The sequence below is a fragment of the Mesorhizobium australicum WSM2073 genome (assembly GCF_000230995.2).
Lineage (GTDB): Bacteria > Pseudomonadota > Alphaproteobacteria > Rhizobiales > Rhizobiaceae > Mesorhizobium > Mesorhizobium australicum.
This window is the reverse complement of sequence record NC_019973.1, coordinates 2672423-2697560: the sequence shown is the minus strand read 5'-3', so window position 1 is coordinate 2697560 and position 25138 is coordinate 2672423. Positions and strand designations below refer to the sequence as shown.

The following is a 25138-nucleotide window of genomic DNA, read 5'->3' as shown; positions in this document are numbered from 1 at the left end:
GCGCGTTTCGAACAGGTTTGACCCGCAGTTATTCCGCGGCTTTGCTTGAGGCCTGCTGGTTTTCGTCGGCCTCGGCCGCTTCCTCGAGCCGGGAAGCGATCAATTCCTGGATGTCGCCGACTTCCTCCTGGATGTCCTCCAGCGGTATGCCGACCTCGGCCGCCTTGGCGGCGCATTCGCGGGCCAACGTCTCGGCCTGCTTCTCGATCCTGGCGTGGGACTGGCAATGGACCTTTTCGCCGATCCATCCCCGCAAGAACTCGATCGCGTGTTCACTCATACTGCTGTTCCCTGGCGGCAAAGCCGGTTGGTAATCATAAGCGTCGGCATCCCGCGAAGGATGCATGTTCCCATTCGAGCCGAGTCGCGGCCAGTCGGCAAGCCGAAGCCGTCCAGGGTCCACAGAGCCGAAGGAAATCGAGGGGTGAAGAACATTTTCTGATTCTGAAGGACTGTACCGTTGGCGGGGTCTTCCCGCTCCGAGCAATTGCTTCTACCTTTTACGGCTTCCAGTCCGTTTCTTAATCTCACTGGCTGTCGCTACAGCCGCCTATGACGTTGCGCTTCAAGGCGTGAGCCCGCGAAGCCGCCGCTATATAGTGACATCCTCATCCGATGTCGACTCTCCTCAAGGGCCGTGCAGACGAGCCATGCAAAAGTCGCATGGATCGCTGATCCAGTCAGAAATTTTCAACCCACGGCCTGAGTTCCATTTCCCAGGTCCAGGCGCTGCGGTGCTGGCGGTGGATGGCGAGATAGGCCTCTGCGATCGCATCCGGAGACAGCCGGCGATCCTGCGGCCCGGGCTCCTGTCCGGAAGCGGCCGAAGCAATGGCGCCGTCGATGATGAAATGCGCAACGTGGATGTTCTTGGGCGCCAGTTCGCGGGCCATGGATTGCGCCAGCCCGCGCAATCCGAATTTGGGCATCGCAAAGCCGGCGGAGCCGGCGAACCCCTTCACACTTGCTGTCGCTCCGGTGAAGAGGATCGACCCCGCCCCTTGAGCGATCAGCCGGCGGGCCGCTTGCTGAGCTACCAGGAACCCGCCATAGGCCCCGATCAGCAAAGCCTGTCGGACAGCCTCGGGATCGAGTTCGGCTATTGGACCGCGAGCGCGGCCACCGGCGTTGAAAATCACGAGGGAAAGCGGGCCAGCCTTGTCCGCGATATCGAACAGATGCTCGACCGATGCCGGATCCGAGACATCCGTCGCCACGGCTTGCGCGCCGGTTTGCGCTTGCAAGGCATCGAGCTTCTCGATGTTTCGGGCGGCCAGGACGACATGGAACCCTTCCCTGGCGAGAAGACGCGCGAGCGAGGCGCTCAATCCGGAGCCCGCCCCGGCAATCACGGCGACGTTGGATGTCATGAGATCCTCTCCTCTTCCAGTGATTGCAACCGCCGGCGGATGTTGAACTCTGCCGGATCGGCTCCGCACCGGCAACACGCAGGGCGGAAAGAAAAATGGCCGGGCGCGAAACGGCCCGGCCAAAAAAAGAAGGTCATAACCTTCAGAGGGGAACACCGCTCGGTGAAATGGGAGGAAAATACCGAACGGTTTTTCCTTTTTGAGCCGATTCCCCGACGAATACGACGAATGATTTTCTAAGAATCGGTCAGGATGGCAAAAATCCCGTTCTTTCTCGTCCAAGACTCAGCCGGCCCGGCTTTCCGGCTCGAGCAGATCCACATAATGGCGCCGAGCGACGTCGGGATGCGAGCGTAGCCGGCTTTTCAGCACATTGGTTCCGACATCGCGAAACAGCGGATTGTCCGGATCGCTGGCCGGCCCGCGCGCCTGCGCCGCCAGATCCTCGGAAAGGCTAAGCAGCGGTATCGTCGCATCGAGCCTGGCGCTGAAGAAGAACGGCACCGAAATGCGTTCAATGCCGGCCGCCGGCGTCACGACACGATGCACGGTCGCCCGCAAATAGCCGTTTGAGGCCAGTTCGAGCAATTCGCCGATGTTGACGACGAGCGTACCGGGAATGGGGTCCACATCCACCCAGCTTCCGTCATAGTCGACCTGCAACCCCTTATTGTCATCCTGAAGCAACAGCGTCAGGAAACCGCCATCCTTGTGCGCGCCGACACCCTGGTCATCGCCGGTCGCCTCTCGGCCGGGATAGCGCACGATTTTCATGCGGTGGTTTGGCTGCTCGCGGTAGATCGGGTCGAAAGCGTCCTCGGCTTGATCGAGCGACAGCGCGAAGGCTTTTAACAGCCTGATGGCCACTGCTGTTGCCTTGGCCTGCCATGCCAGCAGGGCGGGTTTGAGTTCCGGCAACGCAGCGGGCCACTGGTTCGGCCCCTGCAGCCGGGTCCAGGCGGGAATTCCTGGCCCTTGCGCTATGGGCTGACGCTCGACGCCGATGTCGAGCTGTTCGCGCCAATCGGCCTTGCCCTTGGTCAGCTCGCCGCCGGCGCGGGTATAGCCACGGAACTGCGGGGATTTCACCATTTCGATCGCGAGCTTGTTGGCCTCGGCCAAGGCAAAGAAGCGGCGCGACGCGGTGAGCACTTCACTGATTTCCGCCCACGAAATGCCATGTCCGGCCAGGTAGAAAAAGCCGATGTCGCGCGACGCGGAACGCAGATCCGCCAGAAATGTCCGGCGTTCCGACGCGCCTTGTTCAAAGCGGCTCAAGTCGAGCACGGGTACTATTCTGGGCATATCAGGCTCCTTTCCCGGCTTTGTGCGGATGTTATCGTCCGCAAACCAGGACTGTTGGACAGGCGTGCACTTTTCGGCGGTCACACCCGCCGGCAATGCCTGCAAGTCTCATTGACTCCAGATTGCCAAGAAAGAAACGATCGGCCCTTCGAGGCCGCCGCGATGAACAATTTTTGCGCGCGCGCCGGCAAGCTGACAATGACCGCGATCATTCCGGGCGATACGGACCGCCAGCAGGCGCGCGACCTCCACGCTATTGGGCTGCCCTGAGCAGCATGCCGAACAGGTCGCGTGGCTCGTCGGGGTCGGCGAGCATGTCGAGCTCCTGGTAGAGGCCGGTCGATCTCAGTTGATCCCTGACATAGCGCAATGCCGAAAAGTCCTCGATGGCGAAGCCCACCGAATCGAACAGCGTGATCTGGCCGGCGTCGCGCCGGCCCTCAACGGCGCCGGTGACCACCTGCCACAGCTCGGTCACCCGATGACCCGGCGCGAGCTGCTGGATCTCGCCTTCGATGCGGGTCTGCGGCGGGTATTCGACGAAAATGTCGGAGCGCAGCAGGATGTCGCGGTGCAGTTCGGTCTTGCCGGGGCAGTCGCCGCCAACCGCGTTGATATGCACGCCCGAGCCGACCATGTTGTCGGTCAGTATGGTGGCATACTGCTTGTCGGCGGTGACGGTGGTGATGATGTCCGCACCCTCGACCGCTTCCTGCGCGCTCGTGCAGGCCGTCATGTCGAAGCCGAGGCCGGCGAGATTGCGAATGCATTTCTGTGTTGCCGAACGGTCGATGTCGTAAAGCCGCAGCCTGTCGACGCCGAGCAGTGCCTTGAAGGCCAGCGCCTGGAACTCAGCCTGGGCGCCGTTGCCTATCAGCGCCATGCAGCGGGACTCGGCCGGCGCCAAGTGCTTCGCGGCAAGGGCTGACATGGCCGCCGTGCGCAGTGCGGTCAGAATGGTCATCTCGGACAGCAACACGGGATAGCCGTTGTGGACGTCGGCCAGCATGCCGAAGGCAGTCACGGTCTGGCGGCCCTCGCGCATGTTCTTGGGATGACCGTTGACGTATTTGAAACCATAGACCTCGCCGTCGCTGGTCGGCATCAGCTCGATAACGCCCTCGGCGCTGTGCGAAGCGACGCGGGGGGTCTTGTCGAACAGCTCCCAGCGGCGGAAGTCGTCCTCGATATAGCCGGCGAGCTCAACCAGGAACCGCTCGACGCCGATCCTGAGCACGAGCTTCATCATATTGTCGACGCTGACGAACGGCACGATGTTGAGATTGGGTATCATTTGTTCCTTGCCGGTACACCAGTCAGTTCTGGCGATGCGGGTTGTGTGCCTTCATCATTGTCGCCAGTCTCGGAAGTATGTCAATATCTCTTCATTATTGACCATAATTAAAATATCTGAAATAAACTCAACACAGCATATATTTCAGGGGAGGCCTATGGCGATACGCGATGTTCTGATGCGCGGGGATCTGGCGCTGACGCCGTCGGAAGAGAAGATCGTCAGGCTGCTGCTGACGGACTTCCCGACCTCGGGCCTCGGTACCGCATCGTCGCTTGCGCGACGCGCCGGCGTCAGCGATCCCACCGTTGTCCGGCTGGTCGTCAAGCTCGGCTATGAAGGGTTCCCGGACTTTCAGGCAAAGCTGCTCGCCGAGGTCGAGGCCAGGCTGCATTCGCCGCTGTTGATGATGGAGACCAAGCGGCAAAGCGGTTCCAGTGACAGCGCGGTGCTTGCCTATCTCGATTCCGTTACCACGGCCCTGCAGAAAGCCACTGCGGCGACACCGGTCCAGACCTACGAGCGTGCCGCCCGCCTTTTGATGGAGGCCAAGGGCGAAATCTTGTTGGTCGGCGGCCGGTTCAGCCGCCACATCGCCGGGATGCTGGCTGGATATCTCGTGCAGTTCCGCACCGGGGTCCGCGATCTCGGCGTGCTCTCTCCGCAGGCGTTCGACACGCTGGCCGACCTCGGCCGTCGCGACGTGCTCGTCGTCTTCGACTATCGCCGCTACCAGTTGGACGTGATGGCCTATACGCGCCAAGCCGCCGCGCTCGATGTACGCATTCTTCTGTTCACCGACCAATGGCTGTCGCCGATATCGGACCTTGCCGAAGTCACGATCGTCAGCCCGCTCGAAGTCGCCTCGCCCTATGACACGCTGGCGCCGGCGATCGCACAGATGGAGGCGCTGACGGCCCAGATCGTTTCGACGCTGGGCGACGACGCTCGGGCTCGCATCGAGAGGATCGAGAAAGTGCGGCACGCCAATGCGGTGACGCTCGACAGCGATGCGGAAGGGAGCGGCATGCGCAAGACATCAGGACCGCGCAAGATACCTGGACCCAAAGCAGCAAAGCAGGACGAGAAGGCATGACCCAAGCCCTACCCAAGCGAGACGAAGCTTTTCGTACCGGCGAGACAGCGCTGCTGCTGGTCGACATGCAACGCATCTGGCTGGAGCCGGGTGCCGATCCTTCGCATCCAGAACGCGGACCCGATCATTATTTCTACCGGCAGACATGCTCGCAGACGATCCCCAACCAGGAGCGCCTGCTGGCGGCGGCGAGGGCCAATGGCGTCGAAGTGCTGCACACCATCATCCAGAGCCTGACCGAAGACGGCCGCGACCGCTCGCTTGACCACAAGCTGACGCCGATCCATGTTGCGCCCAGCCTCCCCGAAGGCCTGCCAGTGCCATCGCTGGGGCCGGTCGGCGACGAGATCATGCTGCCGAAAACCTCGTCGGGCATCTTCAACTCGACCAATGTCGACTACCTGCTGAAAAACCTTGGCATCCGCTATCTCGTCGTGGTCGGCGTGCTGACCGACCAGTGCGTCGACATGACAGTGCGCGACGGCGCCGACCGCGGCTATCTCGTCACCTGCGTATCGGATGCCTGCGCCACCATTACCCAGGAGCGCCACGACATCGCGCTGAAGGCCTTTGGCGGCTATTGCTGGGTCACGGACACCGACACCGTCGTCGACCGCTTCAACGCTCTGGGAAAAAAGGCATGACATCTGCCGTGGAGCCTCTCGTCGCCGTCGTCACCACGGATCTCTCCGCCATTACGCGGGGCCGCTTCGTGGTCGAAAGTAGATTGCAAAAGACCGCCGCGACAGGGGTCGGCTGGCTGCAGGCCAATCTGTCGATGACGCCGTTCAATTCGATCGTCGATCCCAATCCCTGGGGTTCGTCCGGTGACCTTCGGCTGATCCCGGATCTCAAGGCGCGCTTCCGCACCGAGCGGACGGGATCGGCGACGCCCTTCGACATGGTGGCCGGCGACATCGTCGAGCTCGATGGCAGCCCGTGGCTTGGCTGCACGCGGACCATGCTCCGGGATGCGCTGGCGGAATTGAAGGCGGCCACCGGCCTTTCCGTTATCGCCGCCTTCGAGCACGAATTCAACATTGCCGGCGGCAGCTTCGCGCCGGCACATTCGATGTCCTTTGCCGCCCTGCGCCGCACCGACCCGTTCGCCCCCAATCTGATGGCGGCACTCGAAGAGGCAGGTGTCGGCCCCGAAGTGGTCATCGCCGAATTCGGCAGTGAGCAATTCGAAGTGACGCACGAGCCGGCCGATGCGCTCACGGCAGCAGATCGCGCCGTCGCGATCCGCGAAATCACGCGCGAAGTGGCACGCAATGCCGGCTGGCGCGCGAGCTTCGCGCCCAAGGTCGCCCCGGATGCCGTCGGCAACGGCGTGCACATCCATTTCAGCTTCGTCGACGAAGCCGGCAAGCCGGCAACTTACGATCCGGCGCGTCCCGGCGGCCTGTCCGCCAAGGCTGGCGCCTTCTGCGCCGGCGTGCTGCGCCATCTGCCCGCCATGACCGCCATGACGGCGTCGAGCGTGTCGTCCTTCTATCGCCTTAAGCCGCACAGTTGGAGTTCGTCCTACACCTGGCTCGCCGACCGCGACCGCGAGGCGTCGCTCCGCATCTGTCCGACGGTGACGATCGGCGGACGCGATCCGGCACGGCAGTATAATGTCGAGTACCGGGCGGCCGACGCAACCGGCAATCCCTATCTGTCGCTGGCGGCGATCATCCGCGCCGGGCTGGAGGGGCTGAAGGCGGACTTGCCATCACCGCCGCTGGTCACTGGCGACCCGACGCTGATGAGCGAGACGGAACGGGCGGAACTCGGTCTGGTGCGGCTTCCCGAGACCTTGCCGGCGGCACTGGATGCGCTCCTGGCCGACAAGACCGTTACGGGATGGTTCGCCCCGATCTTCATCGAGACCTTCGTCGGGTTGAAGCAGCATGAAGCCGAGCGCCTGGCAGGCCTTGATCCAGCTGCCATCTGCGATCTCTACCGGACGCTTTATTGATGACTGCGCAGGCCGAAAAAAGCTCGCGCCCCCAAGAAGATTGGCCCGAAGCCGTCGAGGTGCTCAACGAGCATGGCCGTTGCGAGATCGTGCTGCTGTGCGAGCATGCGTCCAACCATATGCCGGCGGAGTACCGCCGGCTCGGGCTCGATGCCAGTCATCTGCAGCGCCACATCGCATGGGACATCGGCGCCGCGGAGGTGACGCGCCTGTTATCGGCACGGCTTGATGCAGCGGCCTTTCTCAGCGGCTATTCCCGACTGCTGATCGATCTCAACCGGCCACTGGGCAGCCTGGGCAGCATTCCGGTGCTGTCGGAAGACACTGACATTCCCGGCAATGCCGGCGTCGACGGAGCGGAACGAGACCGGCGCGCGGAAATCATGTTTTCGCCGTTCCATGAGCGGGTGGCCGCGCACCTCGATCGCCGTGTGGCCGAGGGCCGGCCGACGCGGATCGTGACGATCCATTCCTTCACACCGGTGTTCCTGGGTGTCGCCAGGCCTTGGCATGCGGGTGTGCTGCATGGTCATGCAGCCGATCTCGCAGCGGCGATCCTTTCGGGCCTGCGCACCGACGCCGCACTCAACGTCGCGGCCAACGTACCCTATGTGATCAGCCGCGATGCCGACTACGCCGTACCCATCCATGGCGATGATCGCGGCATCCCCGCCGTCCTTGTCGAGATCAGGCAGGACTTGTTGTCGACACGGTCGGGCATCAAGGAATGGGCGGACCGGCTGGCGGCGGCGCTGCCGGCGCACGAGACGGAGGCATCTCAGCCGGTGCGGAGGTGACGCCGCGACCACGGCGCAGGTCGGCAAGCCGCGCTTCTCGCCATCAGCGCGGCGCTCGCGTGAGCGGGGAACGGTCCGGTCCAAATGGACAACCTCTCGAAAGCTTACAATCAGGTCGCCCGACCTGACCTGCCGCCCCAACCGGCGTCAGGGCAATTTCGCCTAAAGCGATGGTCCCATCCGGATAGGGCTGCCGTCGCTGAACCGGGATTGACGGAACCTGTGAAGGTTGTGCCCAGTCTCGTTGCCCTGGATCAAGTCGGACAGGACGCGGCCCATGCCAGGCCCTATGCCGAAGCCATGGCCGCTCATCCCGGTGGCGATGACGAGGCCATCGACCGTCACGGCGCGATCGACCACAGGCACGACATCCGGCATCGCATCTATCATGCCGGCCCAGCTTGCCCTGAGCGGCACCGCCTCGAATTGCGGAAAAAGCGCCTTGAACCCATGATCGATGGCGCGAAGGGCCCTGGGTTCCGGGGCAGGATTGAGAACGCGCATGCGTTCGAACGGGCTTTCCTTGTCGGCATCCCATTTGCGCGGGGTGGACCAGCTGTCCGGATATGCACGCGGCGCCGCCGGCAGGTAGCGCGTGCCGAAAGGATTTGCCTTCAGGGCAGGCAGGTATTTCGGTGCGTGACGCAATGCATCCGGCCCGACATAGAGCAGGTGGCTGCCTCCCGCCGCGAGCGTGTACCCGCCGTCCTTTCTACGCCGGAAGGCGATGCGTTCGTCCGCGGCAGCGCCGGCATGGATTTCTGGCATAGGCGCGGTCGCCGCGACGGTCGTGCGGACACTGAGCTGCGGGATCGAGACGCCATGCGCGCGCAGGAACAGCGACGTCCAGGCGCCGCTGGCGACAAGCACGTTCGAGGTGGCGATGCGGCCTCGTTCGGTCCAGACACCGCTGATGCGCCCTGCTGAGATGTCGAGCATGCGTGCCGCACAGTTCTCGATGATTGTGACACCCTGGCGAGCGGCCAGGCGGGCAAGCGCCGGCACGGCGACCCAGGGCTCGGCACGCATGTCCGACGGCGTGGTCATGGCGCCCTTGAACGGGCGCGACATGGCCGGGATCAGCTTGGCGGTCTCGCCCTGGTCGAGGAGGCGCGTGTCGACGCCATGGGCCTCGGCGATCTTCAGGAACTTGGCGAAACCGGCCATCTCCTTGTCGGTCCGCGCAAGATAGGTCACGCCCGTCTGCGTCAAGCCTATGTCCTCGCCGCACTCCTCGGCCAGTTGGCGCCAGAGACGCTGCGCTTCGATGACGATGGGCAATTCGTCCGCGTCGCGGCCCTGCTGGCGAATCCAGCCCCAGTTGCGCGAGGACTGCTCCGCGGCGATGCGTCCCTTCTCCAGCAAGGTCACCGGTATGTTGCGACGGGCCAGGAACAAAGCCGCGGTCACGCCGATGATGCCACCGCCGACAATGACCACATCCGACGTCTTCGGCAGCGGCGCCTGGAACTGGATCGGACTGGCTTCGGTGAAAGGGAAGATCGTCAAAGGACTGTCCTTTTTTCATAAGCGTGCCCCGCGCCGATGGCTGGTCCCAGTGGCGCGAAAGTCGCCCGCTTTCATCGGACACTGGCCAAGCATGAAGTGCGCCGACGAGCACTACACGACCGACCTCGAAAATTTGCGTGCCAGCTCGATGAAATTGTTGACCACCCGTCGAGGCCGCTTCTCGTCGTAGGGCAGCCCTGGCTTCATCGACAATCGGGTGGCTAGGGCACGCGAATGCCGGACGAAGCGAAGCGCTCGCTCAGACCTGTCGCGACATTTCGGCGAAAGATCGCAAACGATAGCTTGCCGCCCGATGACTTCAGGCCAGCCCGAACCGCTCCACCGCACGCATGATGCCGCGCAGTTCCGCGAGGCCTTTCAGCCGGCCGATGAGCGAATAGCCGGGGTTGATCTTCTTCTTGCCGATGTCGTCGGCAAGCAGATGGCCATGATCGGGTCGCATCGGAATTTGCCAGTCGGCTCGGCCTTCTCCGCGACGGCGCTTCTCTTCCTGCATCAAAGCGAGGATGACATGCGCCATGTCGGTGCCGCCCTCGAGATGCTCGGCCTCGTAGAACGAACCGTCCTCCTCGATGGTGATGTTGCGCAGATGGACGAAATGGATGCGGTCGGCGAATTCCTTGACCATGGCGACAATGTCGTTGTCGGCGCGCGTACCGTAGGAGCCGGTGCAGAACGTCAAACCATTGGCCGGGCTGTCGACCGTCTCGAGGATGAAACGCGCATCCTCGGCCGTCGAAACGACGCGCGGCAGGCCATAAAGCGAGAAGGGCGGATCGTCGGGGTGGATGCACATACGCACACCCGCCTCTTCGGCCGCCGGGATGATCTCGCGCAGGAACCAGGCAAGATTGTCGCGCAGTTCCTTAGGCCCAATCGCGTCGTATTCCGCCAGCGCCTCGCGGAAACTGTCCCTGTTATAGCTACGCTCCGTAGCCGGCAGGCCGGCGATCAGATTGCGCTCGATCTGGCCGATCTGCTCCGGTGTCAGCGCCTTCAGGCGCTCCTCGGCCTGGGCAATACGTGACGGCGTATAGCTTGCCGCGCCGTTCTTGCGCTGCAAGACAAAGAGATCATAGGCAGCGAAGTCGATGGCGTCGAAGCGCAAGGCATAACCGGTCGTCGGCAGCCGGTAGGCCAGGTCGGTGCGAGTCCAGTCGACCACAGGCATGAAATTATAGCAGATCGTCTGGATTCCGGCCTTCGCGAGCGCGCGGATGCTGTCGCGATAATAGCCGGCATAGCGCTCGCGCTCCGGCGCGCCGATCTTGAAGGAATTGTGAACCGGAATGCTCTCGACGACCGACCAGGTCAACCCAGCCGCCTCGATGATGCGCTTGCGTTCGAGCACATCGGCCTCAGGCCAGGCCCTGCCATCATAGATATGGTGAAGCGCTGAAACCACGCCGGTGGCGCCAGCCTGTTTGACATGTTCAAGCGTCACCGGATCATCGGGACCGTACCAACGCCAACACTGTTCCATGGCCACTTCCTTTCTGCGAGAGACGGGCAACCTATTGTTTGACCACGATGAGTGTCAAACTGAGAGCCGGTTTCGATAGCAATGAAGGAGCTTCCGCGATGAAGGATTTTGACGGCAAGGTGGCATTGGTGACAGGAACGACCGGTATCGGCCTGGCAGCCGCCAAACGCCTGGCGGCTGGGGGCGCCGCGATCGTCGCCTGCGGGATCGACAGCGCGGCCAACGCCGCCATGCGGGAAAGCCTCGCCAAGTCCGGAGCCGATGCGCTGGTGCAAACGGTTGACGTCTCCGTTTCCGAGCAGGTTCGCGACGCGGTCGTGGCCGGCGTGGCGAAATTCGGCGGCATAGACGTCATCGTCAATTCGGCGGCGGTGCATCCCTACGGAACGGCGACGACAACCGACTGGGAAACGTGGAACCGGGCTATGACGATCAATGTCGGCTCGATCTATCTGACCGCCCATTTCGGCATCCCGGAAATGATCAAGCGTGGCGGCGGCGCCATCGTCAACGTCGCTTCGGTGCAGGGTTTCGCCTGTCAGCAGAACGTTGCCGCCTATGCCACGACCAAGGGCGCCATTCATACGCTGACGCGTTCGCTGGCACTCGACTATGCCGCGTCCGGCATAAGGGTCAATTCGGTCAGCCCGGGCTCGATCCGCACACCGATCCTCGAAAAGGCCGCGCGTGACGACGGCGGCAGCGATGCCGACGTGGAAGAGGCCTACAGGCGCTTCGGCGCGGCCCATCCGCTCGGCCGCATCGGCGAACCGGAGGAAGTGGCGGAACTCATCGCTTTCCTGTGCTCGTCGAAGGCCGGCTTCTGCACAGGCGCCGACTACAAGATAGATGGCGGCCTCACCGCCGGTATCGGCGTGAAGTAAGACCGTGAAGATCGATCTCGGGGTCCCATCGGGAGCGGTGCATTAACGCAGCCAGTTCGGAACAATCTTTTTTGGCCGAAGTTTTACCCCTTGAAGGGACGAACTCTCCGAAGGAGATTTCCTATGAAACATGTTCTCATTACCAGCATGCTGGCGATCGGGCTAGGCTGCGGGACGGCGATGGCTCAGACGCAGCAGCCCGCCGATAGCCAATCAGGAGCGGACACAAATTGCGCTTCCGGCACGACCAACTGCCAGAAGGGCTCGAAGATGAAGGAGCAGGCACAGGGCACCAAGTCCCAGACTGATCAGCAGGTTCAGGACAAGACCAAGGCCAAGACAGAGGAGCAGGCCCAGGGCAAGGCCGGCACCACCACGGACCAGCAGGCCCAGGGCAAGACGAAGATCCAGACGGACCAGCAGGCGCAGGGCAAGGCTGGCACCAAGACCGACCAGCAGGCCCAGGACAAAACCAAGGTCCAGACCGACCAGCAGGCACAGGGTAAGTCTGGCACCAAGACCGACCAGCAGGCCCAGGACAAAACCAAGGTCCAGACCGACCAGCAGGCACAGGGTAAGGCCGGCACCACAACGGATCAGCAGGCTCAGGACAAGACAAAGGTCCAGACCGATCAGCAGGCACAGGGCAAGGCCGGCACCACCACCGATCAGCAGGCTCAGGACAAGACAAAGGTCCAGACCGATCAGCAGGCCCAAGGCAAGGCCTCCACGCAGGACAAGACCTCGACCGCTTCCATCAACAATGTGACGGTTGAACAGAAGACCCAGATCACTCATGTGATCAGGGAAACCAAGGTCGAGCCGGTCACGAACGTCGACTTCGACGTCTCCGTCGGCATCGAAGTTCCGCGGCACAAGGTCAGGCTGCATCGCTTGCCGGCTCGCATCGTGAAGATCGTTCCGGCCTACGAGGCGTACGAGTATTTCGTTCTCGCCGACGGCCGGATCGTGATCGTCGATCCGGATACATACAAAATCGTGCTGGTGCTGACCTAGGGCAATTCCAGGGAAAAGTGCGTAGCGGTTTTCCGTTCGGAATTGCGTAAAAACAAAGAGTTAGAGCACAGGATCGTTCAACCCGCCCCGCTGTACGCGGGTCGGGTTGAGCACTATGGCGAGATGATGCGGAACTTCCCGTGCAAACCTCTGCGCATGCTCAGGGATTGCGAGGCCGCAATGTCCTCAAGGTAATCGAGTAGCGGTGCTCGGCAAGCGGCGGGATGCTGTGCTCCCATTGCGACCGCGACGGCCCCGTCATGAGATAGGCCGATCTCGGCTCAACAGTGATGGTCCGACGCTCCCATTTAGACCCATTCTTGCGCCGAAGGCGAAAATCGCAGGGCGCCAGCAGCGAAACGCCCGCGACATCCTCGAAATGCGGCTTGTCGCGGTGCCAGCCGATACCGGCGCCGGGCCGGTACTCGTTGATCAAGACCTGCGCGAAGGTTTCGGCCGGCCGGCGCGCAAAAGCCGCGACCTTTTCGCGCAAGGGCAGCAGAAAATCAGGTATCGGCGGTGCCTCGACCACCTCGCGCCGGTCATAATCGTAGCGAAGGCCAAAACCGACGACACGCCGGTTTGCCAGATGGCCATGGAAGTCGAAGGCCTTGAAGGGCAGTGCCTCTAGATGATGGACGAGTTCGATTTCGTCCTGTGGCGTGATCAGTCCGGTCTGGTAGGCGAAACCCTCCGGCAGATCATCCTGAGCGGCACCGAAGAGATCGTGCTGGGCCACACGGCCGGCTGTTTTCGGTTTGAGCGGCGACATTTTGCCTAGATGGTGAAGGCCGGACCACAAGGCAATATGGGAACCGCGCTTGCCCGCCCTGGATACGTCCCAAAACCGGCGCAACGGAACCGCGGGAGGAGCGTGAAAGTTTAGCAACGGCGGTTCCGTCGGGGGCCGCCGGGCACGTTCTAGCCTTGGAGTGCCGGATGCCGCGCGTTGAAACCGGGGCCTGCTTTTGCGGGGCGATCGCCGCCACCATGGACGGTGAGCCTTTCTGGATATGCTACGATCACGATGACGATTGCCGACGGGCCATCGGCAGTCCACTCACCGTCTGGGTCGGGTATCGGCCGAGCCAATTCAATCTTTTGAGGGGGGCGCCAAAGGCCTTTTCCAAGACGCCGGGTGTTATCCGCACTTTCTGTCCCGACTGCGGGAGTTCGATAGGCTATAGCGACGAAGGGCTGCCGGACGAGCTTTATCTGACGATCGGATTCTTCGACAAACCCGAAGGGCTGCGGCCACAGGCCCATGCCTATTGGGACCTCAGGCTGCCTTGGGTCGACTTTGCCGACAAGCTGCCGCGCATCGATCGATATTCGAGGAAACGCGATGCGAAGTTCGGCAACCCAAGCGACAGGTAGCAATGTCGGATGGCGGCACGGAACCGCACCACGCCTGGCGGGTTATTTGGCTGAGCCGTCAGGTGCCAGCATGCCATCGACCGTCATTCGAAACACGCAATACGATCCCGCGACCAGGATCCTCTCGGTCTGGTTCGTGCCGCACGGCAACCGCTATGACTATGAGGACGTCGCCCCGGCTACCTATGCGGCGTTCATGCGCGCTCCTTCGAAAGGCCGCTTCTTCAATAAATTCATCAAGGACCACCACAGGTACCGTCGCGTGGCGTGATGCCCCGTCACGCCTTCCTGTTCTCGTCGGCGCTCAACTCATCCGGCGCCGGTTCCCAACCAAAGACACTGCGGCCGCCAAGCAGATGCGACTGGTCGAATTCGCCGGCGACAATTTCCTTGAGGCTGGGACCCGTGACGTATCGCTCGACCTGCCGCGACTGATGGTCGAGCCGCCTCAGGGCGCCGATTTCCTCTTCGCGACCGAGCCTGGCCTTTTGCACGGCGGACTTCAGCACGCCGATCGTCTCGTCATAGACCTTGAGCGGTACAGGGAACGGATGCCTGTCCTTGCCGCCATGCGCCAGCGAAAAACGACCCGGGTCCGAAAATCGGCAAGGCGCGCCATGCACCACTTCGGCAACGAGAGCGAGTGCCCTCACCGTGCGGGCGCCTACGCCCGGAACCAGGAGAAGCTCGGCAAAATCGGCTGGACCTCGCTCCGCGGCGGCGGCCATGTTGCCATGAAGGCGATGCATCACGACGTCGCTTTCGCGAACGTCGTGATGAGCCGGCATGATCAGATGCGGCAGCAGGGGCTGCACCGGAGCCGGTGCCGTACCGGGCTCCAGCGCGGCGAACTCCCGAAGGATGCGGTCCGGCCCAAGATCCTGGAGGAGATCAAGCTGTCCCTGGCGCGAGGCTTCGGCGCGGCGGTCGGTCAGGTTGACGATCTCGCCCTGGTTGGCGCCTTCGATGGCGGCATGCGGCTGGTCGACAAAACTCTTCAAACCTTCGGACAGCCAATGATAGCGGCGCGCCACCTTGCTGTCACCGTTCATGCCTTGCTGCACCACCACCCAGTCGCCGTCGTCGGTGACGATGAAGCCATGCAGATAGAGATCGAACCCGTCCTGAACGGCGGCGCTGTCCACCTTGGCGACAAGCCGGCTTGCGGTTGCAAGGCGGGCTCCGTCGAAGCCGATGCGCTCGCCAATGGCGGCAAGCTCGTGGGGGGTTTTGCGCGAATGCGCTCCACGGCCGCCGCAGACGTGGATACCGAGTTCGCCCGACAGCGGCGTGAGGCCGCGTTTCAAGGCGCCGACGACGCTGGTGGTGATGCCGGACGAATGCCAATCCATGCCCATGACCGCGCCGAAGGACTGGAACCAGAACGGATGCGCCAGACGCCGCAGCAATTCGTTGCGGCCATAGTGATGGATGATCGCCTCGCACATGACGGCACCGAGACGCGTCATGCGGTCGCCCAGCCATTTCGGCACGCGTCCACCGTGAAGGGGAAGATCAGCACTGCCCGATCGTTGCGCCACGTTTGCCTGCTCCAATGTCCGCGATTGGGACAGATAAGCACTACAGACCCCGCAGGGAAGGCTGACGCTACACTGGCGTCAAGTCCAGTTCGAGAGAACCGTTTCCATCTCGACTGTCTCGACCTGCTGCGCGAAGCGCTGGTGATAGACGGTAAGCAGCGCGTCATGCGTTGCGTCGGAAGAGCTGCACAATGCGTCGGTGACGAGCACCACGCGATAGCCGAAATCGATGGCGCCGAGCACGGTGGCTAGGACGCACACATCGGTTTCGCCTCCCGTGACGACCAGCGTGTCGATCTCGCGTTCCATCAGAAAGGCCCTGAGGCGCCCTTCGAACCAGGGGGAATAGATGTGCTTGTCGATGACTGCCGCCGGCGGACAGTAAGCGGCGAGCGCCGGCAACAATTCGATCATCTCCGGCCCGATATTGTCGATCGCCATGGAGGCCCAGCGCTCATAATAGCGTTTCCATGTACCAGCGCCTTGCCCCGGCCTTTGCGCAGGCAGGAAGCGCGTGAAGACCGTCTGTTCCGCACGCCTTTCGACCAGCCTCTCAATTTGAGGCAGGACACGGGTTATCCAAGGCGTCGCCCAAGGCGACGGTTCGGCAAATAGCTTCTGCATATCCACACAGACATGCATGCACCGGTCGCCCAATGGGCCATAAGCCAAGCCTGGCATCGACATCAACGCATCTCCGACCGGCGGTGCGTTCTCATGACTTCCGGCACTGCCATCCGGATACGCAACGCCGCATGCGGGAACTCGTTCCTGAGCCGCCGGCAGGAACCGACGCGGGTGGCCAGCGTCTCCGCCGCGGTGAACGGAGGCGCTTGCATAAAACTGTCGGAGCTATGGGGCGGTCCTTTTCCAAGGCTGTGCCGAGAGCGGCACCGCGGCTCACCGGACCTTCCCGCTATCTCACCACACGCTTCTCGAGCTTGCGGGCCAGGGTGCGCCGATGCAGGCCAAGCCGGCGGGCCGTTTCGGAGATGTTGAAGCCGGTTTCGACCAGCGTTTCGTGGATGCGCTCCCACTCCAGGTTCTTGATCGAGGTGGGCCGGCTGGAAAGCGGTACGGAAATGTCGCCCTCGGCACGGCCGAAGGCGGCTTCGATATCATCGGTGTTGGCGGGTTTGGCCAAGTAGTGGCTGGCGCCGAGCTTGATCGCCTCGACCGCCGTGGCGATGCTGGCAAACCCTGTCAGCACGACGATCCTGATCGACGCATCGCGGGCGCTGAGCAGCTTGACGCACTCCAGCCCGGAACCGCCGGCCCCAAGCTTGAGATCGACGACGGCATAAGCCGGAACGGATTTTTCGAGGGCGTCGAGCAAGGCTTCCCTGTCGTGGCAGACCATGACGTCGTAGTCGCGCTTTTCGAAGGAGCGCTTCAGCGTCTTGGCGAAGGTCGTGTCGTCCTCGACGATAAAGAGGGATCTATCAGGCCTCATGATCATCTCCGTCGGTCAACGCCGCGAGCGGCAGCGAAAGCGTAACACAGGCGCCCTGCTCCATGTTGCGCGCGGAAAAATCGCCTCCCAGTTTCCGGACCACATTCATGACAAGGAAAAGACCAAGACCGCCCCCTGGCCGTCCCTTGCTCGACATATAGGGCTGGCCAAGCGCTGCCAGAATAGTCTCGTCGAAACCCGGCCCACGATCGCTTACGGCAATCACCAGTTTGTCGTCCTGCCGCTCGGCGGTGACGCCGACCCAAGCCTGCGACGCTTCCTGGGCGTTGTCGAACACGTTGAAGATGACCTGCTTCAACGCCGTGTCGGACACGATCTGCTCGTCCGGGTCGAAGTTGTTCGTGTATTCCAGCTTGAATGGCTGGCGACTGATGCGCCATTCCTCGACCAGATCGTCGAGGAAACCGCGAATGGTGGTGCGTATCGTTCCCTCGCCTCTGGCCTGGCCGGAAGACATCAGAATGCCGGACACGATGCGCTTGCAGCGCTCGATCTGCGCACGCATTTCGGCCATGTCGGCCGCCAGTTCGCGGTTGCGTGCAAGGGTGCGCATCTGGCGCCAGTCGGACAGGATGACGGATATCGTGGCAAGCGGCGTACCCAGTTCGTGCGCGGCGCCGGAGGCCAGCAGGCCCATGCGCACGATGTGGTCCTCCTCGGCCGAGCGCTGGCGCAGGTCGGCGAGATAGGCATCACGTTCGCGCAGGTTGCGGTCGATGCGCGTCATGAAGATCACGATCAGGCCGGCGGCCAGCACGAAGCAGATGAACATGCCCCTGATATGCAGGGACAGGAGATCGCTGCCGCCATGATGCGGGATGGCGATCGGCTGGAAAAGGAAGATGAGGAAGACAAAGCAGGCCGACGCGGCCGCCACCAGGATCCAGGTAAACCTTGGGGTCAGCAGTGCCGCGCCGAGCGTGATCTGCAGAAGGTAGAGCGATACGAACGGATTGGACGCGCCGCCGCTCAGGTAAAGCTGCGTCGTCAGTGCCGCCATGTCGAAGATGAGCGCGACGAAGAGCTGGGTGTTGGTGATCGGCCTGATACCGCGCAGGACCAGCAAGCTGAAGATGTTGAGGCCAACCAGGAAAAGCACCACGCCGGCCATCTTCGCCAGCGGCAGCGGGATCTCGAACCAGTATTGTGTCGCCAGAATGGTGAGCACCTGACCCGCCACCGCCAGCCAACGCAGTTGGATGAGCAGGAACAAGTTCTTCCTATTCGTTGCTTCGGGATTTGGTACCGCGCCATTGTTGGCGGCAAGGGACGCCGTCACCAGCGATTTGTCGCGGCGGAGCGCTTGCGTGGGAACGCTCATCTTGCTGGTCCTTGCCGCTGGGGGCGGCCGGTCATCGGCCTGGCCAAGGCGAGGGCAAGCATCGCAGCGAGCGTGAACCAGGTCAAAGCATAGATGAGGTGGCTGTTGCGGAAAGTCACGACGGTCAGCCCGCCGCGTGGCCAGCCGTCGATGCCGGATGCCTCAGCATCGACAAAATAGGGTGCGACATCCGTCAGGCCGCGCGCGGTTGCGATGGCAGCGACATCCCGCGAATACCAGCGATTGCCCGTGGTGTCATTCTTGCGCAGGAAGCCACCGCCTGGCTCGCTCATGCGCAACAGTCCATCGATGATGGCCGGCGCGGTTGAGCCGCCGCTCTCTTGTCCGAACTCGGCCTTGCGCTCCGGGGGAATGAAGCCGCGATTGACCAGCACGACGAAACCACTGTCGGTCCGCATCGGCGTCAGCACCCAATAGCCGCCGCCAAGCTCCGTCACCGCCTGGACCAGCGTGTTGGCGCCGCCCAGGAAGCGTCCGGCCAATCGCACATGGCTGTATTCGTAGCGGGCCGCGGTGATGCCGTTCCAGCTCTCCGGGCCAGGCGCTTCGAAAACCGGGGCATGAATGCGTTGGGCGACACGGGCGATCAGGTCGAGCTTCCAGGCCCGCCTCTCCAGCTGCCATATGCCGAGCCCGACAAACACCAGCACGCCGAGGAGCCCGAGCAGCACAAGGACAAGGCGCGATGCAGACGACCGGCCGGCGCCCTCTTGCGACGCGGGCCGCGGACCGATGCCCGTCGCCTCGGTGTTGGTTCTCCCAGAGCCCGCAACCGGGCTCATGGCATCTCGCGCATGTCGTGCAGCCCCGGCATCATGTTGGCGTTGAGATGATACATCACCCAGAGCGAGCCGGTCAGTACGATCACGACCAGGATCAGCGTGAAGATCAGCGCCAGCATCGACCATCCGCCTTCCGAGGTGGTGTTCATATGCAGGAAGAAGACCATGTGGACGACGATCTGCGCGACCGCGAAGGCCATGATGACGATGGCCCTCGCCTGCTTGTCGTCGATGGCGCCGCTCATGACCAGCCAGAACGGGATGGCGGTCAGGATCACCGACAGGATGAAGCCGGTCAGATAGCTCCGAAACGATCCGTGTGCTGCTCCACCATGGGCGTGGCCGTGACCCTCGGCATGATCATGAGCGCTCATCGCAACATTCCCATCAAATAGACGAAGGTGAAGACGCCGATCCAGACGACGTCGAGGAAGTGCCAGAACATCGAGAGGCACATCAGCCGGCGGCGGTTCGCCTCGACGAGGCCAAATCTCGCAACCTGGGTCATCAGCGTCACCAGCCAGACGATGCCGAAGGTGACATGCAGGCCGTGCGTACCGACCAGGGTGAAGAAAGACGACAGGAAGGCGCTGCGCTGCGGTGTCGCGCCTTCATGGATCATGTGCGAGAATTCATAGAGCTCGATCGACAGGAACGCCAGGCCGAACAGGCCGGTGACGGCGAGCCAGGCTTGCGTCGCCCCCACGCGACCCTTGTCCATGGTCAGCATGGCGAAGCCATAGGTGATCGACGAGAAGAGCAGCATGGCGGTGTTGACCGCCACCAGATCGAGGTCGAACAGGTCCTTGGGTGCCGGCCCGGCCGCGTAGTTGCCGCCAAGCACGCCATAGGCGGCGAACAGCATCGCGAAGATCAGGCAGTCGCTCATGAGATAGAGCCAGAAGCCGAGCATGGTGGAGCCGCCTTCGGCGTGCGCATGCTCCTCTTCCAGGTGAAACACCGGTTCGGTGCCGGCTGTGATTGCTGTCGATGCCATGCTCAAACCCCAGCCCCGAGGAGCGTCGTCCTCGCCTCTTCCGTCCGAGTGACTTCGGCTGCCGGAATGTGGAAGTCGCGGTGATAGTTGAAGGTGTGGCCGATCGCGGTGGCGATGAGGCAAACGAAGCTCAGCGCCGCCAGCCACCAGATGTACCAGATCAGGGCGAAGCCGAGCGCGACGCTGAAGGCGGCCAGGATGACACCGGTGCCGGTATTGCTGGGCATGTGGATCGGCTTGAAGCCGGCGAGCGGCCTGGTGTAGCCGGCCTGCTTCATGTCAAACCAGGCATCGTTGTCGCGAATGACAGGTGTGAAGGCGAAATTGTAGGCAGGTGGCGGCGAGGAGGTCGACCATTCGAGCGTGCGGCCGTCCCATGGATCGCCGGTCGGATCGGCAAGCGCCTCGCGCCTGCGGATGGAGACGAAGATCTGGATCAGGAAGGCGGCGATGCCGCAGGCGATCAGCACCGCGCCGAAGGCGGCGATGACGAACCATATCTGCAGCGAGGGATCATCGAATACCCGCATGCGGCGTGTCACGCCCATCAGCCCGAGCACGTAGAGCGGCATGAAGGCGAACCAGAAGCCGACCACCCAGCACCAGAACGAGACCTTGCCCCAGAACGGGTCGAGCTTGAACCCGAAGGCCTTGGGCCACCAGTAGGCAATGCCGGCGAACAGCCCGAACAGCACGCCGCCGATGATGACGTTATGGAAGTGCGCGATCAGGAACAGGCTGTTGTGCAGCACGAAATCCGCCGGCGGCACGGCAAGCAGCACGCCGGTCATGCCGCCGACGGTGAAGGTGAGCATGAAAGCCACCGTCCACATCATCGGCAATTCGAAGCGGATGCGGCCCCGGTACATTGTGAACAGCCAGTTGAAGATCTTCGCTCCCGTCGGGATCGAGATGATCATCGTCGTAATGCCGAAGAAGGAATTGACGCTGGCGCCGGAGCCCATGGTGAAGAAGTGGTGCAGCCAGACGAGATAGGACAGGATGGTGATGACCACTGTGGCATAGACCATCGAGGTGTAGCCGAACAGGCGCTTGCCGGAGAAGGTCGAGGTGACCTCGGAGAAGACGCCGAACAGCGGCAAGATGAGGATGTAGACTTCCGGGTGACCCCATATCCAGATGAGGTTGACATACATCATCGGATTGCCGCCAAAGTCATTGGTGAAGAAGTTGGTGCCGACATAGCGGTCGAGCGCCAGCAGCGAGAGCACCGCCGTCAGCACCGGGAAGGAGGCGACGATCAGCACGTTGGTGCAGAGCGACGTCCAGGTGAAGACGGGCATGCGCATCATCGTCATGCCGGGCGCCCGCATCTTGATGATGGTGCAGATCAGGTTGATGCCCGACAGCGTCGTGCCGACACCCGCCACCTGCAGCGCCCAGATATAATAGTCGACGCCGACGTCGGGACTGTAGCCTATGCCGGAAAGCGGCGGATAGGCGAGCCAGCCGGTGCGGGCGAATTCGCCGACGAACAGCGAGGCCATGACGAGGATGGCGCCGCCGACCGTCATCCAGAAGGAGAAATTGTTGAGGAACGGAAAGGAGACGTCGCGGGCGCCGATCTGCAGCGGCACGACGAAATTCATCAACCCGGTGACGAAGGGCATCGCCACGAAGAAGATCATGATGACGCCATGGGCGGTGAAGATCTGGTCGTAGTGATGTGAGTTCAGGTAGCCCTCGGAGCCATTGAAGGCGATGGCCTGCTGGAGGCGCATCATGATGGCGTCCGAGAAGCCGCGCAGCAGCATGACCAGCCCCAGCACCATGTACATGATGCCGATCTTCTTGTGGTCGACGCTGGTGAACCATTCACGCCACAGGTAGCCCCACAGCTTGAAATAGGTGATGGCGCCGAGAAGCGCGATGCCGCCGAGTGCCACCGCGGCGAAGGTGGCGACAACGATCGGCTCATGCAGCGGCAGCGAGTCCCAGTTGAGGCGGCCGAAAATGAATTTGGTCAGCGTATCGGGCATCGCAATTCTCTCATAGTTCGCGCCGCAGCAGGCCGAGGGCCGGGGTATCGGCCTCCGCGCTGCGGCTGTCTGTCCCTGGCCGGAGCAGTCCCGCCCCGCGCAGCGGGGACAGGTTCTTCGCCGGCCAATAGGTCGGCCGGGCATCGCGCGACGCGCGCGAGACGGCAGCGGCCTCCTCCGCCGTGCAGATGCTGGCGACATAGGAGGGATCGTTTCCGAACACCGCGCCGCGCCGCGCGAGCTTGTCATATTGCAGCGGCAAGGTGTTGCGCACGCCCGCAAGGCCGAGACCGCCCTTGGCGTCGATCGACATCATCTCGTCCATGCACATCTTGCCGCGCTCGACGCACAGATTGAGGATGGCACCATAGAGGTCGGGATCGACGGAGGCGTAGTGGCGGACGGTTTCGTTCTCGCTCGGCTTTTCGAGTTCGAGATAACTGTCGCGGTTAAGCGCCGCCGACGCGGTCCTGGCCTGTGCCACCCACTGGCTGAAGGCATCATCGGATAGGCCCTGGAAGGCAAAGCGCATGCCCGAAAAGCCGGCGCCGCTATAATTGGCGGAGAAACCGCTATAGGTGCCTGGCCGGTTAATGACGGCGTGCAGCTTCGTCTCCATGCCCGGCATGGCATAGATCTGCCCGGCGAGGGCTGGAATGTAGAAGGAATTCATCACCGCCGAGGAGGTGATGCGGAAGTCGATCGGCTGGTTGACCGGCGCCGCCAGCTCGTTGACGGCAGCGATGCCGTAATCGGGATAGATGAACAGCCATTTCCAGTCGAGCGCCACGACCTCGACCCTGAGCGGCTTGTGCAACTGGGTGACGGGCTGGCCGGGTTCGATCCTGTCGATCCGGCGGTACGGGTCGAGCAAATGCGTGCCGAGCCAGGTCAGCGCGCCAAGGCATATAATGATGAGAAGCGGTGCTGCCCAGATCACCAGTTCGAGTTTCGTCGAATGATCCCAATCCGGCGCATAGGTCGCCGAGGCATTGGAGTGCCGGTAGCGCCAGGCGAAAAAGACAGTCAGCGCCATGACCGGAACGATGATGATCAGCATCAGCAAGGTCGAGACCACCAGCAGGTCGCGCTGCTGGGCCGCGACATCGCCTGCCGGCGCGAGCACGACCATATCGCAGCCGCTCAACAGCCCGGTCAGGGGAAACAGAAGCAAGGCCCCAAATCGTTTCATCAGATGCTGCCCTCGATGGACCGCCGCACGCGGAGGGATGTTGCGGTGCGGTATCAACAAAGGGCTACTGCCGGCGGCGGCGCGCTGACATTGGACAATTTGTCCAATGCCCAGCCGGGGTGGGTCTGGCACAGTGTGCCGCGCACAATGGAATCCCTGTGATTGGGTCCCAGATATTTCATTCCACGCGGTGGCGACGGACAAGATGGCTCAGACTTCGACTGCCGAAACAAACAGCGGGCTGATCGGCTCGGACCACGGCCAGGTCAGCGCGGGCGATATCGCGGTCGGCGTGATCGTGGGCAGGACGTCGGAATTCTTCGACTTCTTCGTCTATGCGATCGCGTCCGTCATCGTGTTCCCAAAGCTGGTGTTTCCGACGCACGACCCGCTCGTCGGAACGCTCTACTCCTTCGCCATTTTCGCACTGGCCTTCATCGCCCGTCCGTTCGGCTCCGTTCTGTTCATGGCCGTCGATCGCGCCTATGGCCGCGGGGCGAAATTGACGATCGCGCTGTTCCTGCTCGGCACCTCGACCGTCGCCATCGCGTTCCTTCCCGCCTATGGCGATATCGGCGCGCTTGCGATCTGGCTTCTGGCGCTGGCCCGCATCGGGCAAGGCGTGGCGCTCGGCGGAACCTGGGACGGACTTCCCTCGCTGCTGGCGCTGAACGCGCCTCGGAACCGGCGCGGCTTCTACGCCATGATCCCGCAACTCGGCGCGCCAATCGGCCTCATCGTGGCGAGTTCCCTCTTCGCTTTCTTCGTCGCCAACCTGTCGGCCGACGACTTCCTTGCCTGGGGCTGGCGCTATCCTTTCTTCGTCGCCTTCGCCATCAATGTCGTGGCCCTGTTTGCCAGGCTGCGCATTGTGGTGACGCCCGAATTTTCAAGATTGTACGAGAGCGGCGACCTGCAGCCGACGCGCATCAGGGATACGGTCAGGGCCGAAGGCCGCAATGTCGTCATCGGCGCCTTCGCGCCGCTGGCGAGTTTCGCCCTGTTCCACATGGTGACGGTGTTTCCGCTCTCCTGGGTGTTCCTGTTCACCAATGAGGGGCCGGCGCGCTTCCTGACGATCGAGGCGGTGAGCGCGCTGTTCGGCATCGCGGCCATCGTCGCGTCGGGGCCACTGGCCGATCGTGTCGGACGCCGTGCGCTGCTCGGCGGTTCGGCGATCGCCATCGCGACGTTCAGCGGCTTTGCCCCGCAGCTCCTGGATGGCGGCACCGTCGGGGAGGCCCTGTTCATGGTGTTGGGCTTCATCCTGCTGGGGCTGAGTTTCGGGCAATCGTCGGGCGTCGTAGCATCGAGCTTTTCGCGACACTATCGCTATACCGGCTCGGCGATAACCTCGGATCTCGCATGGATGTTCGGCGCCGGCTTCGCGCCGCTCGCAGCCCTGCTTTTGGCCGGCAATTTCGGCCTCATCGCGGCGGGCGCCTACCTGCTCTCGGGCGCGGCCTGCACCTTGCTTGCCTTGTGGATCGACGGGCGGCGTTCGGTCGCGGATCGTCCGACCGACTGAACTCTATAAATGGCGGGAAGGGTCAGCGAGCGTCGCCGGAGCCGCTGCCCTCCCGGTCAGCGGAACATCGAGCCGCCATCCACGTCGAGCGCGGCGCCGTAGACGAAGCTCGTGGCGTCGGAGCAGAGGAACAGGATCGCTGCGGCAAGGTAAGGCTCGCCGAATA

The 25138-nt window shown here is 62.8% G+C and carries 25 protein-coding genes and 1 pseudogene; 9 read left to right on the top strand and 17 right to left on the bottom strand.

Features of this window, described 5'->3' with window-relative positions; all coding sequences use genetic code 11:
- Positions 1 to 28: 28 nt before the first annotated feature.
- The 4 genes from MESAU_RS12915 to MESAU_RS12900 form a co-directional block, all read right to left on the bottom strand.
- Entirely contained in the window at positions 29 to 280 is a 252-nt protein-coding gene (locus MESAU_RS12915) for a DUF768 domain-containing protein (RefSeq protein WP_015316487.1), read from the bottom strand.
- A 400-nt stretch (positions 281 to 680) separates the two neighbouring features.
- Complete coding sequence (locus MESAU_RS12910) at positions 681 to 1370, bottom strand: SDR family NAD(P)-dependent oxidoreductase (RefSeq protein WP_015316486.1); 690 nt, start codon at positions 1368 to 1370, stop codon at positions 681 to 683.
- A 285-nt stretch (positions 1371 to 1655) separates the two neighbouring features.
- Positions 1656 to 2675, bottom strand: a complete 1020-nt coding sequence (locus MESAU_RS12905) for an isopenicillin N synthase family dioxygenase (protein ID WP_015316485.1) — start codon at positions 2673 to 2675, stop codon at positions 1656 to 1658.
- Positions 2676 to 2928: 253 nt separating this feature from the next.
- Complete coding sequence (locus tag MESAU_RS12900) at positions 2929 to 3969, bottom strand: ornithine cyclodeaminase (RefSeq protein ID WP_015316483.1); 1041 nt, start codon at positions 3967 to 3969, stop codon at positions 2929 to 2931.
- 157 nt (positions 3970 to 4126) lie between these two features.
- Between MESAU_RS12900 and MESAU_RS12895 the strand changes: the two genes are divergently transcribed.
- The 4 genes from MESAU_RS12895 to MESAU_RS12880 are packed head-to-tail and all read left to right on the top strand — an operon-like array spanning position 4127 to position 7825.
- Positions 4127 to 5065: a MurR/RpiR family transcriptional regulator gene (locus tag MESAU_RS12895; RefSeq protein WP_015316482.1), complete on the top strand. Its 939-nt coding sequence runs from the start codon at positions 4127 to 4129 to the stop codon at positions 5063 to 5065.
- A complete protein-coding gene (locus MESAU_RS12890; protein WP_015316481.1) occupies positions 5062 to 5709 on the top strand; it encodes a cysteine hydrolase family protein in 648 nt (215 codons plus the stop codon). Before MESAU_RS12895 ends, MESAU_RS12890 begins: the two co-directional genes overlap by 4 nt.
- Positions 5706 to 7028 (top strand): type I glutamate--ammonia ligase, encoded by a 1323-nt coding sequence (locus tag MESAU_RS12885; RefSeq protein ID WP_015316480.1) that lies wholly within the window; start codon positions 5706 to 5708, stop codon positions 7026 to 7028. Before MESAU_RS12890 ends, MESAU_RS12885 begins: the two co-directional genes overlap by 4 nt.
- Positions 7028 to 7825 (top strand): N-formylglutamate amidohydrolase, encoded by a 798-nt coding sequence (locus tag MESAU_RS12880; RefSeq protein ID WP_015316479.1) that lies wholly within the window; start codon positions 7028 to 7030, stop codon positions 7823 to 7825. Before MESAU_RS12885 ends, MESAU_RS12880 begins: the two co-directional genes overlap by 1 nt.
- Before the next feature lie 162 nt (positions 7826 to 7987).
- Here the strand turns inward: MESAU_RS12880 and MESAU_RS12875 are convergent, their stop codons facing one another.
- Together MESAU_RS12875 and uxuA are read right to left on the bottom strand one after the other, a co-directional pair.
- Positions 7988 to 9334 carry an NAD(P)/FAD-dependent oxidoreductase gene (locus MESAU_RS12875; RefSeq protein ID WP_015316478.1) on the bottom strand — a complete coding sequence of 449 codons (1347 nt, stop codon included), beginning with the start codon at positions 9332 to 9334 and terminating at the stop codon, positions 7988 to 7990.
- A gap of 319 nt (positions 9335 to 9653) precedes the next feature.
- Positions 9654 to 10838 (bottom strand): mannonate dehydratase, encoded by a 1185-nt coding sequence (gene uxuA, locus MESAU_RS12870; RefSeq protein ID WP_015316477.1) that lies wholly within the window; start codon positions 10836 to 10838, stop codon positions 9654 to 9656.
- A gap of 98 nt (positions 10839 to 10936) precedes the next feature.
- Between uxuA and MESAU_RS12865 the strand changes: the two genes are divergently transcribed.
- A complete protein-coding gene (locus MESAU_RS12865; protein WP_015316476.1) occupies positions 10937 to 11722 on the top strand; it encodes an SDR family NAD(P)-dependent oxidoreductase in 786 nt (261 codons plus the stop codon).
- A gap of 123 nt (positions 11723 to 11845) precedes the next feature.
- Positions 11846 to 12739 (top strand): DUF1236 domain-containing protein, encoded by an 894-nt coding sequence (locus tag MESAU_RS12860; protein ID WP_015316475.1) that lies wholly within the window; start codon positions 11846 to 11848, stop codon positions 12737 to 12739.
- Between the two features lie 160 nt (positions 12740 to 12899).
- Here the strand turns inward: MESAU_RS12860 and MESAU_RS12855 are convergent, their stop codons facing one another.
- Positions 12900 to 13511: an alpha-ketoglutarate-dependent dioxygenase AlkB gene (locus MESAU_RS12855; RefSeq protein WP_015316474.1), complete on the bottom strand. Its 612-nt coding sequence runs from the start codon at positions 13509 to 13511 to the stop codon at positions 12900 to 12902.
- Between the two features lie 167 nt (positions 13512 to 13678).
- Between MESAU_RS12855 and MESAU_RS12850 the strand changes: the two genes are divergently transcribed.
- Both MESAU_RS12850 and MESAU_RS12845 read left to right on the top strand, forming a co-directional pair.
- Positions 13679 to 14116, top strand: a complete 438-nt coding sequence (locus tag MESAU_RS12850; protein WP_015316473.1) for a GFA family protein — start codon at positions 13679 to 13681, stop codon at positions 14114 to 14116.
- 70 nt (positions 14117 to 14186) lie between these two features.
- On the top strand, positions 14187 to 14387 hold the full coding sequence (locus tag MESAU_RS12845; RefSeq protein WP_015316472.1) for a KTSC domain-containing protein: 201 nt from the start codon (positions 14187 to 14189) through the stop codon (positions 14385 to 14387).
- Between the two features lie 7 nt (positions 14388 to 14394).
- On the opposite strand, the gene MESAU_RS12840 is transcribed toward MESAU_RS12845, so the two are convergent.
- From MESAU_RS12840 to cyoA, 9 genes are all read right to left on the bottom strand, one after another.
- A complete protein-coding gene (locus MESAU_RS12840; RefSeq protein WP_015316471.1) occupies positions 14395 to 15657 on the bottom strand; it encodes a DUF763 domain-containing protein in 1263 nt (420 codons plus the stop codon).
- 78 nt (positions 15658 to 15735) lie between these two features.
- The gene (locus MESAU_RS12835; protein ID WP_015316470.1) at positions 15736 to 16344 is read right to left on the bottom strand and encodes a cysteine hydrolase family protein; all 609 of its coding nucleotides are present in this window, start codon (positions 16342 to 16344) and stop codon (positions 15736 to 15738) included.
- 229 nt (positions 16345 to 16573) lie between these two features.
- Entirely contained in the window at positions 16574 to 17110 is a 537-nt protein-coding gene (locus tag MESAU_RS12830) for a response regulator transcription factor (protein ID WP_015316469.1), read from the bottom strand.
- Positions 17100 to 18452 carry an ATP-binding protein gene (locus tag MESAU_RS12825; RefSeq protein ID WP_015316468.1) on the bottom strand — a complete coding sequence of 451 codons (1353 nt, stop codon included), beginning with the start codon at positions 18450 to 18452 and terminating at the stop codon, positions 17100 to 17102. The genes MESAU_RS12830 and MESAU_RS12825 overlap by 11 nt, the downstream gene beginning before the upstream one ends.
- Complete coding sequence (locus MESAU_RS12820) at positions 18449 to 19255, bottom strand: SURF1 family protein (RefSeq protein WP_015316467.1); 807 nt, start codon at positions 19253 to 19255, stop codon at positions 18449 to 18451. Before MESAU_RS12820 ends, MESAU_RS12825 begins: the two co-directional genes overlap by 4 nt.
- Positions 19252 to 19629: a cytochrome o ubiquinol oxidase subunit IV gene (cyoD, locus tag MESAU_RS12815; protein WP_015316466.1), complete on the bottom strand. Its 378-nt coding sequence runs from the start codon at positions 19627 to 19629 to the stop codon at positions 19252 to 19254. The genes MESAU_RS12820 and cyoD overlap by 4 nt, the downstream gene beginning before the upstream one ends.
- Positions 19626 to 20252 carry a cytochrome o ubiquinol oxidase subunit III gene (gene cyoC / locus MESAU_RS12810; RefSeq protein ID WP_015316465.1) on the bottom strand — a complete coding sequence of 209 codons (627 nt, stop codon included), beginning with the start codon at positions 20250 to 20252 and terminating at the stop codon, positions 19626 to 19628. Before cyoC ends, cyoD begins: the two co-directional genes overlap by 4 nt.
- 2 nt (positions 20253 to 20254) lie before the next feature.
- Positions 20255 to 22252 carry a cytochrome o ubiquinol oxidase subunit I gene (gene cyoB / locus MESAU_RS12805; protein ID WP_015316464.1) on the bottom strand — a complete coding sequence of 666 codons (1998 nt, stop codon included), beginning with the start codon at positions 22250 to 22252 and terminating at the stop codon, positions 20255 to 20257.
- 10 nt (positions 22253 to 22262) lie between these two features.
- Positions 22263 to 23444, bottom strand: coding sequence for a ubiquinol oxidase subunit II (gene cyoA, locus MESAU_RS12800; protein WP_015316463.1), 1182 nt, complete (start codon positions 23442 to 23444; stop codon positions 22263 to 22265).
- Positions 23445 to 23649: 205 nt separating this feature from the next.
- Here cyoA and MESAU_RS12795 point away from each other — a divergent pair, with 205 nt between their 5' ends.
- Entirely contained in the window at positions 23650 to 24972 is a 1323-nt protein-coding gene (locus tag MESAU_RS12795; RefSeq protein WP_041163728.1) for an MFS transporter, read from the top strand.
- A gap of 56 nt (positions 24973 to 25028) precedes the next feature.
- On the opposite strand, the pseudogene MESAU_RS32210 reads toward MESAU_RS12795, so the two are convergent.
- Positions 25029 to 25121 (bottom strand): annotated as a pseudogene (locus tag MESAU_RS32210) (SDR family NAD(P)-dependent oxidoreductase); the annotation flags it as partial.
- Between the last annotated feature and the right edge of the window lie 17 nt (positions 25122 to 25138).

Bases quoted from the DNA above. Each gene is read 5' to 3' on its own strand.
- cyoB (WP_015316464.1), bottom strand. From the start codon at position 22,252: ATGCCCGATACGCTGACCAAATTCATTTTCGGCCGCCTCAACTGGGAC.
- cyoD (WP_015316466.1), bottom strand. From the start codon at position 19,629: ATGAGCGCTCATGATCATGCCGAGGGTCACGGCCACGCCCATGGTGGA.
- MESAU_RS12825 (WP_015316468.1), bottom strand. From the start codon at position 18,452: ATGAGCGTTCCCACGCAAGCGCTCCGCCGCGACAAATCGCTGGTGACG.
- MESAU_RS12855 (WP_015316474.1), bottom strand. From the start codon at position 13,511: ATGTCGCCGCTCAAACCGAAAACAGCCGGCCGTGTGGCCCAGCACGAT.
- MESAU_RS12880 (WP_015316479.1), top strand. From the start codon at position 7,028: ATGACTGCGCAGGCCGAAAAAAGCTCGCGCCCCCAAGAAGATTGGCCC.
- MESAU_RS12795 (WP_041163728.1), top strand. From the start codon at position 23,650: ATGGCTCAGACTTCGACTGCCGAAACAAACAGCGGGCTGATCGGCTCG.
- MESAU_RS12905 (WP_015316485.1), bottom strand. From the start codon at position 2,675: ATGCCCAGAATAGTACCCGTGCTCGACTTGAGCCGCTTTGAACAAGGC.
- MESAU_RS12900 (WP_015316483.1), bottom strand. From the start codon at position 3,969: ATGATACCCAATCTCAACATCGTGCCGTTCGTCAGCGTCGACAATATG.
- MESAU_RS12820 (WP_015316467.1), bottom strand. From the start codon at position 19,255: ATGAGCCCGGTTGCGGGCTCTGGGAGAACCAACACCGAGGCGACGGGC.
- MESAU_RS12865 (WP_015316476.1), top strand. From the start codon at position 10,937: ATGAAGGATTTTGACGGCAAGGTGGCATTGGTGACAGGAACGACCGGT.
- MESAU_RS12895 (WP_015316482.1), top strand. From the start codon at position 4,127: ATGGCGATACGCGATGTTCTGATGCGCGGGGATCTGGCGCTGACGCCG.
- cyoA (WP_015316463.1), bottom strand. From the start codon at position 23,444: ATGAAACGATTTGGGGCCTTGCTTCTGTTTCCCCTGACCGGGCTGTTG.
- MESAU_RS12830 (WP_015316469.1), bottom strand. From the start codon at position 17,110: ATGAGGCCTGATAGATCCCTCTTTATCGTCGAGGACGACACGACCTTC.
- MESAU_RS12850 (WP_015316473.1), top strand. From the start codon at position 13,679: ATGCCGCGCGTTGAAACCGGGGCCTGCTTTTGCGGGGCGATCGCCGCC.
- MESAU_RS12885 (WP_015316480.1), top strand. From the start codon at position 5,706: ATGACATCTGCCGTGGAGCCTCTCGTCGCCGTCGTCACCACGGATCTC.
- MESAU_RS12910 (WP_015316486.1), bottom strand. From the start codon at position 1,370: ATGACATCCAACGTCGCCGTGATTGCCGGGGCGGGCTCCGGATTGAGC.
- uxuA (WP_015316477.1), bottom strand. From the start codon at position 10,838: ATGGAACAGTGTTGGCGTTGGTACGGTCCCGATGATCCGGTGACGCTT.
- MESAU_RS12845 (WP_015316472.1), top strand. From the start codon at position 14,187: ATGCCATCGACCGTCATTCGAAACACGCAATACGATCCCGCGACCAGG.
- MESAU_RS12890 (WP_015316481.1), top strand. From the start codon at position 5,062: ATGACCCAAGCCCTACCCAAGCGAGACGAAGCTTTTCGTACCGGCGAG.
- cyoC (WP_015316465.1), bottom strand. From the start codon at position 20,252: ATGGCATCGACAGCAATCACAGCCGGCACCGAACCGGTGTTTCACCTG.
- MESAU_RS12835 (WP_015316470.1), bottom strand. From the start codon at position 16,344: ATGTCGATGCCAGGCTTGGCTTATGGCCCATTGGGCGACCGGTGCATG.
- MESAU_RS12915 (WP_015316487.1), bottom strand. From the start codon at position 280: ATGAGTGAACACGCGATCGAGTTCTTGCGGGGATGGATCGGCGAAAAG.
- MESAU_RS12860 (WP_015316475.1), top strand. From the start codon at position 11,846: ATGAAACATGTTCTCATTACCAGCATGCTGGCGATCGGGCTAGGCTGC.